Origin of the sequence: Hyalangium versicolor (genome assembly GCF_020103695.1) — a bacterium.
Classification (GTDB): domain Bacteria; phylum Myxococcota; class Myxococcia; order Myxococcales; family Myxococcaceae; genus Hyalangium; species Hyalangium versicolor.
The window spans coordinates 95,626-101,625 of record NZ_JAHXBF010000040.1 but is presented as its reverse complement, the minus strand read 5'-3'; the positions used below and the strand labels follow the sequence as shown (position 1 = coordinate 101,625).

Here is a 6,000-nt window from a genome sequence, read left to right as displayed (position 1 = left end):
CTCTGGCTCGGCCTGCTCGCTATCGCTTTCTTCTAGCGGTTCCAACCCCACGCGCCCCAGCGCCGGGGATTCGCGTGCCACCGTCTCTTCCTGGCCCCCACTCACTATCTCGACAGGCTCACCATCGTACCACTTGGCTCAGGCCGCGCCGCGAGGGGGGGTCGAGTCGGTACAGCTCATCGTGAGCCCAGGTGCGGTTTGGCCGGTTGACGGCGCGGGAGGCTTGGGGCACGTGCGTGTCCCATGTACCTCCCGCGTTTGTTTCAAGAGCAGGACCCCGAGCGGCTCATTGCATTCATGAAGCGCTACAGCTTCGCCACCCTCGTCACGGTGGAGGATGGCGCTCCGTTCGTCTCCCACCTGCCGTTCCTCGTCGAGCCCGGCTCGGGAGGCTCGAAGGGCCGGCTGCTGGGCCACATGGCGCGTGCCAACCCGCAGTGGCGCGCCTTCTCCGAGGCTCGGGATGTCCTCGTCATCTTCCAGGGGCCGCACACCTATGTGTCCCCCTCCTGGTACGTCACCGAGCCCAATGTCCCCACCTGGAGTTATGCCGTCGTCCACGCCCACGGACGGCCTCGCGTCGTCACCGAACAGGACGAGTGGATGCGCATCCTCCGCGACACCACCGACACTTACGAGGCCGGCTTCGAGAAGCCCTGGACCGTCGAGCGCGCGGGGGAGTTCGTCTCGCGCATCCTCCCTGGCACCGTCGCCTTCGAGATCTCCCTCTCAAGCGTCGAGGGCAAGTTCAAGCTCAGCCAGAACCGTGCCCCCGAGGATCGCCGCGCCGTCATGGAGCACCTTGAGCGCAGCGAGGATCCCGAGCAACGCGCTGTCGGTGCGCTGATGCGTGAGCGGGATGTTTGAGGCACGGTGAGGAAATGGCTGGTTACTCGGGTACTCCTCTTCCCAAGAAGCTCGGCATCAAACCCGGCTCTCGCGTTGCCCTCATTGATGCTCCCCAGGGCTTCGATGCCATCCTCGCGCCTCTGCCCGAAGACGTCGCCTTCATCTCCGGCGCCCGCGCGAAGTTCGATGTCGCCGTCGCCTTCTTCACCCGCGCGGCGGACCTCTCCCAACGCTTCCCCGCGCTCGTGAAGCGCCTGGAGCCCTCCGGCGGGCTGTGGATCTCCTGGCCCAAGAAGAGCTCCGGCGTCGCCACAGACCTCGACGAGAACCGGATCCGCGCCGTGGGGCTCGCCACTGGCCTCGTCGACAACAAGGTCTGTGCCGTCGACGACACGTGGTCGGGCCTGCGCTTCGTCGTGCGACTGGCTGACCGCCGCTGACTCGCGGCCCGCTGCTTCGCTCTCGCGGCCCCCCGGCACGGGAGCCGTGAGACGAACGGACAAAACAATGATTTTCCCGGGCATGGCTCGGCGGATGGCTCCAGCGCTACTCACTGGCCCGTTGTCGCCAACCGTTTCGCCACTCCTTCCCCGGGAGCTGTCCCATGAGCAAGCTGAACCCCACCCCCTGGACTCCGCTGCGCACGTTGCGCGCGGCCACCCTGAGCATCGCCCTCATCACCGCTGGCTGCGAGGGAGACGCTGGCCCCGCTGGTCCCGAGGGCCCCAAGGGGGACTCCGCCATCGTCGACCCCTCGCTCAGCACCGTCGAGAAGGCCATCGTCGGCATCGGTGGCAAGGACGCCGTCCAGGGCCTGCAGAGCTTCGAGCTGCAGATCTCCGCCTTGAACTACACCGCTGGTGAAGGCTTCCGCCCAAGCGATGCCCCCCTCCTGGGCAGTACTGTGGATGGGACCGTCATCAGCTATGACGTGGCGGGCGACAAGATCAACATCCACCAGAAGCGCAACCTGACCCTGTTCGTCCCTCTCGCCCAGGACTACCAGGAGATCATCAACGGCAACCAGGGCTACCTCGAGGGCAGCGAGAGCGTCTTCGGTCTGCCGGGTGGTCCGCTCCTGCCGGACCGTATCGCCGCCATCCGCCGGCAGCAGCGCCTGCTCAACCCGCACCTCATCCTCAAGGACATCGTCGCCAACCCGAGCCTCGCCCAGGACGGCGGTGCTGCACTGCTCGGTGGAATCCTCCACCACCTGCTGGTGGTGAATGATCCGTTCCACGCCCTCACCCTCTACGTGAATGCACAGACCGGACAGATCTCCAAGCTGGCCACCGTGGAGAACGAGCCGCTGCACCGCGATGTCCCCGTCGAGGTCTTCTACGAAGGCTGGGAGACGACGCCGAACGGACTGCGCTTCCCGAAGAACGCCTATATCGGTGTCGACGGGCATCTGGTCCACTCCGAGACGCGCAAGGCGGTGACCGTGAATGGCACCCTGGCTCCCGCGCTCTTCCAGCTCCCGGCCGGCAACCTGCCTCCCTACAACGCCGAGGACGCGGCGCGCGGTGCCTCCCAACACCAGTTCCACATGATCTTCGCCTCGTTCGGCATCCCGCTCGATGGCCTGGATCTCTCCCTGGCGGAGACGGAGCTGGCACCGGGCGTCTGGTACCTGAGGGGCTTCTCCCACAACACGATCGTCGTGGAGCAGGCCAAGGGCGTCGTCGTCCTCGAGGCGCCGCTCTACCCGGAGCGCGGGGATGCCATCATCGCCTGGGCGAAGCAGAAGTTTCCCACCAAGCCCATCACCCACGTCCTGGCCACCCACCACCACAGCGACCACGCGGGCGGACTGCGCGCTTTCGTGGCGGCGGGTGCCACGGTGGTAGCGCATGAGTCCGTGGCCAGCTTCTACCAGGAGCTCTTCCGCGCTCCGTCCACCATCCGCCCGGACAGCCTGGCGCGCACGCCCGCTCCCATCCGGCTGACGACGGTGCCAGCGGGAGGTTCCCTGCGGTTCGAGGATGCCTCGCACCCTGTCGTCGCGTACTCAATCGACAACACGCACGCGGCGGACATGCTGCTGTTCTATCTGCCCAACGAGAAGGTCGCCTTCGTTTCGGACCTCTTCAACCCGGGCCAGGGCGGCGTCGGCAACGGGCCCAAGGAGCTCTACAAGTCCATCACCCAGACGCACCAGCTGGACGTCACCACCATCACGGGTGGTCATGGCACCACGAGCACGCTCGCGGACCTGAAGGCGGCTGCCGGCGAGTAGGGCGGGCAGGCGGAGTGTCAGCGAGTGTGCCCCGGAGACCGGGCGATGTCTCCCGGATCCGGGGCGGTTCGTTTCGCGCAAGTCGCGCGTGGTAGCCTCCGGATCATCATGCAGCCCTCGAAACCCACCGGCATGGATGTGCTCGCGGATGTGCTCTCCGCCACTCGCATCGGGGGCACGCTGTTCTGCCGCTCCGAGCTGGCGGCCCCCTGGGGCATGCTCTTCGAGGCGGCTCCCCGCGCGGGCCTCCACATCATCGCCCGAGGCTCATGCTGGCTGCGCACTCGCGCCCGGGGCGAGCCCCTGCACCTGGCGCAGGGGGATGTCGTCCTGCTCCCGCACGGCACCGGGCACAGCCTGATCAGCGCTCCCAGCGTCCAGGCCCTGCCCTTCCTGAAGCTCGTCGGCAAGTGCCAGGTGTCCCAGGACTCCCACGGAATGAACCTGAGCCTGGACGGCAAGGGCCCCTCCACCGTGGTGCTGTGCGGCGCCTACCGCTTCGAACACGAGGGCATCCACCCGCTCCTCGCGCTGCTGCCGCCCGTCATCCACCTGCGCGCGGACGCGGGCGCCATGTCCGGTCCCCTGGAGGCGGTGCTCCGCCTGCTCGTGGCCGAGTACACCCAGCCCGGTCCCGGTACCATCACCGTCACGGCCCGGCTGGTGGACGTGCTCTTCATCCACATCATCCGCGGGTGGCTCGAACAGCAACCCGAGGGCAGCGCCGGGTGGCTCGGAGCGGTGAGGGATCCGCAGGTGGGCCGCGCGCTGGCGCTCATGCATGGTGAGCCCCGCCGGGACTGGACGGTCGAGTCTCTCGCCGCCGAGGTGGCCTGCTCTCGCGCCACCTTCGCACGGCGCTTCCGGGAATTGGTCGGCGAGCCGCCGCTCGTCTACCTCACGAGGCTGCGGATGGATGTCGCCGCGCGCATGCTGCGCGACAGTGATCAACCCCTGGCCGCCATTGCCGAGCGCGTGGGCTATGCCTCCGAGTTCGCCTTCAACCGCACCTTCCACCGCCTGCGCGGAGTTCCTCCCGGGCGCTACCGTGAGAAGGCCCGCGATGCCATGGAGGTGCCAGCCAGCGGCGGAGCGATGATGCCCATGTCTCCACTGGCTCCGTGGGCCCTTCCCCCGGCCACGGCGAAGTCCGGCCTGGGCAGGGGCCAGCGCGGGCTCGGGGAGCGCGGACGCGTCGCGCGCAGCGCTCCCCGCGAGGAGTGAGCTCGCAGGGGCGAATCTCCGCTCCCGTCTACTCGAACAGGGGCATCCCCGCCGCGGCCTTGCCGATGAAGTCGTAGAGCAGATCCGTCGTCGGTGACATGACGGTGGCTGCCCGAGCGTCCCGGAAGTACCGCTCCAACCCGACCTCCTTCCGGAAGGCCGCGCCGCCGCACACGCGCATGGCCAGCTCCGTCACCTCGGTGGCCATCTCTCCCGCCGCCGCCTTCACCTCCAGCACGCGCAGCTGGGCGTCCTCGCGCCCCTCCTCGAGCGAGTCCAGCGTGTCTCGCAGCAGGCCTCGCACCATGTCCGTCTTCAGCCGCATGCGCGCCAGGTACGCGCGGATGGTCGCCAGGCTCGCCAGGGACTGGCCCAGGTGATCGAAGCGCGTCGCCGCCACGTGCGCCGAGGCCTTCTTCGTCGCCGCCTCCATGATGCCCAGGTAGCAACTGGCGCTCAGCACCTGGAAGTGGGACAGGGCGATCCCCATCATGAGCTCGAACCCGCCCCCGTCCGGCCCAAGCATCGCCGAGCGGGGGATGAGCACGTTGCGCGCCTCGATGGGGCTGGAGGCGTTGCCGCGCAGCCCCAGCCCGTCGAACGCCCGGGGGTACGACAGCCCGGGCGCCTTGCCGGGCACCAGCCAGAGCGTGCTCAAGCCCGAGGCCGCCAGCGGCTTGCTGGACCAGACGTAGCTGTCCACCTGTCCCGCCGAGGTGGCCCAGCTCTTGTCCGCATCCAGGCGGACCGTATCTCCGTCAGCGGGTGCCGCGGTGCTCACGGGCGCCCAGAAATGGCTGCGCGAGCCCGCCTCGGAGAAGGCCAGCGTCGTGATGTGCCGTCCAGCGGCGATCTCCTGCCGCACCGCCCACGGGCCATGCTGCTCGATGATCGCCGTCGCGCAGTAGTGCATGCACAGCACCATGCCCGTGGAGCCACAGGCCGCGCCGATCTGCTCCACCACCCACGAGGCCGCTCGCAGCCCCTGCCCCGAGCCTCCCACGCCCTTCGCGCTCAGCAGCCCGAGGATTCCCTCGCGCCCCAGCGCTTCCATGGCGGCCCGAGGGAACGTGCCGTGCAGGTCCGTGACGAGGGCCTGGGGCTCGATGACTTCCGAGATGATGCGAGCCAGTGCGTCGATCATTTCCGGCTTCTCCTGTGAGGGTGAGGTGCGGCGAAGGCGGAACCCTAGCCGGTGCCCACGACGCGAGAGGAGACCCGGGCGCACCCACCTGGTCTCACCCCAAGGCCGGGAGTTCCGCTGTCAGACTCCACCGCTAGGGTGGAGGGGACTTGCAAGGCTGTTTCGTGTCCCGGTTTCCAACCCCTCCGTACCGGGATGCGGGCCGCACTCGGGACTCGGCGCCTGGGTGCGGCTTTTTTTGCCCCAAAAAGACCCGTGGGCCCGGTGCCCACCTCGGCGCCGCGCCCACGTGCCTTTCCCGTCCTTGTCGAACTGACCGAGGGGGATGCCCTCGGGGCCCTTACGGAAGGAACCGGGTGACCGCTGTCCCTCGCAAGGGACGACCGGCCTTCATCTGGAGCCTGGCGAAGTCGCAACTCCGCCTGCTTGCCCTGGGATCATACCCGGGATTGCCCGGATGTTCATCGTTCTTTGCACCTGCAAAGGTGGGTCCCGGTCTGGATCAATGGGTGAGAGTACTCCCCGCGTGGGGGATAGGTTTCAG

At 68.3% G+C, this 6,000-nt stretch carries 5 protein-coding genes; 4 read left to right on the top strand and 1 reads right to left on the bottom strand.

Translation table 11 applies throughout. The features are described from left to right. Positions 1-243 precede the first annotated feature (243 nt). The 4 genes from KY501_RS48080 (at position 244) to KY501_RS48065 (ending at position 4,312) form a co-directional block, all read left to right on the top strand. Entirely contained in the window at positions 244-867 is a 624-nt protein-coding gene (locus tag KY501_RS48080; protein ID WP_224372036.1) for an FMN-binding negative transcriptional regulator, read from the top strand. Between the two features lie 14 nt (positions 868-881). Next, the gene (locus KY501_RS48075; RefSeq protein ID WP_224372034.1) at positions 882-1,289 is read left to right on the top strand and encodes a DUF3052 domain-containing protein; all 408 of its coding nucleotides are present in this window, start codon (positions 882-884) and stop codon (positions 1,287-1,289) included. Positions 1,290-1,453: 164 nt separating this feature from the next. Then, a complete protein-coding gene (locus KY501_RS48070) occupies positions 1,454-3,088 on the top strand; it encodes an MBL fold metallo-hydrolase (protein WP_224372032.1) in 1,635 nt (544 codons plus the stop codon). Positions 3,089-3,196: 108 nt separating this feature from the next. Beyond that, on the top strand, positions 3,197-4,312 hold the full coding sequence (locus KY501_RS48065; protein WP_224372030.1) for an AraC family transcriptional regulator: 1,116 nt from the start codon (positions 3,197-3,199) through the stop codon (positions 4,310-4,312). A gap of 28 nt (positions 4,313-4,340) precedes the next feature. Here the strand turns inward: KY501_RS48065 and KY501_RS54130 are convergent, their stop codons facing one another. Continuing rightward, the gene (locus KY501_RS54130; RefSeq protein ID WP_309243060.1) at positions 4,341-5,540 is read right to left on the bottom strand and encodes an acyl-CoA dehydrogenase family protein; all 1,200 of its coding nucleotides are present in this window, start codon (positions 5,538-5,540) and stop codon (positions 4,341-4,343) included. Between the last annotated feature and the right edge of the window lie 460 nt (positions 5,541-6,000).

Excerpts from the sequence above, each read along its gene's own strand:
- KY501_RS48080 (WP_224372036.1), top strand. The coding sequence starts at position 244 with ATGTACCTCCCGCGTTTGTTTCAAGAGCAGGACCCCGAGCGGCTCATT.
- KY501_RS48065 (WP_224372030.1), top strand. The coding sequence starts at position 3,197 with ATGCAGCCCTCGAAACCCACCGGCATGGATGTGCTCGCGGATGTGCTC.
- KY501_RS48075 (WP_224372034.1), top strand. The coding sequence starts at position 882 with ATGGCTGGTTACTCGGGTACTCCTCTTCCCAAGAAGCTCGGCATCAAA.
- KY501_RS48070 (WP_224372032.1), top strand. The coding sequence starts at position 1,454 with ATGAGCAAGCTGAACCCCACCCCCTGGACTCCGCTGCGCACGTTGCGC.